The organism is Clostridium tarantellae (assembly GCF_009295725.1).
GTDB classification, from domain to species: domain Bacteria; phylum Bacillota; class Clostridia; order Clostridiales; family Clostridiaceae; genus Sarcina; species Sarcina tarantellae.
Genome location: NZ_WHJC01000607.1, coordinates 1 through 641 on the forward strand (window position 1 = coordinate 1; position 641 = coordinate 641).

Annotated in this window: 1 protein-coding gene; it reads left to right on the plus strand. The window is 27.0% G+C overall.

Going from position 1 to position 641, the window contains the following annotated elements; genetic code table 11:
• Positions 1-55 precede the first annotated feature (55 nt).
• The coding region (locus GBZ86_RS16595) for a GH25 family lysozyme (protein ID WP_268817452.1) at positions 56-641 on the plus strand (586 nt) is incomplete at its 3' end.

The window sequence follows — 641 nt, forward strand, 5'->3', positions numbered from 1 at the left end:
ATATATATTAGCTTAATATTTTATTTTTAAAAATTTTGTTAGCGAGGTGTGATTTATGAAAAATAAAAGTGAAGGTACATTGCAAGGAATAAGTATAAGCCATTGGCAAAGGTATGTAAATTTTGCTCAAATAAAGAAAAGAGGTATTAAAGTTGTTTATATAAAAGCTACAGAGGGAACATTTTATATAGATCCTACATTAACAAGAAATTATACTGATGCAAGGGCTGAGGGATTATTAGTAGGATTTTATCATTGTTTAAGACCTATAGATGAAGCAGATGCAGTAGATCAAGCAAAACATTTTATAAGCACTATTTCAGATATAAATTATGATTGTAAATTAGCTTTAAATTTAGAGTTTGAAGACACTGTTGAAAAATATTTATTAAATAAAATATCAGAAATATTTTTAAAGGAAATAAAAAAACTAACGGGAGAAGATGCTATTATCTGTACAACCACTAACTTTGCAAAGAAAAATTTAAATACATCTTTATCTAAATATCCTCTTTGGATAGTTGATTTCCAAAAGGAAGTTCCAGATGAAAATTTTATTTGGGATGATTGGGTTGGATTCCAATATTCAAATTCAGAAATGATTGACGGTGTAAGTGGAAATGGAGAAATGAGTTTTTTTA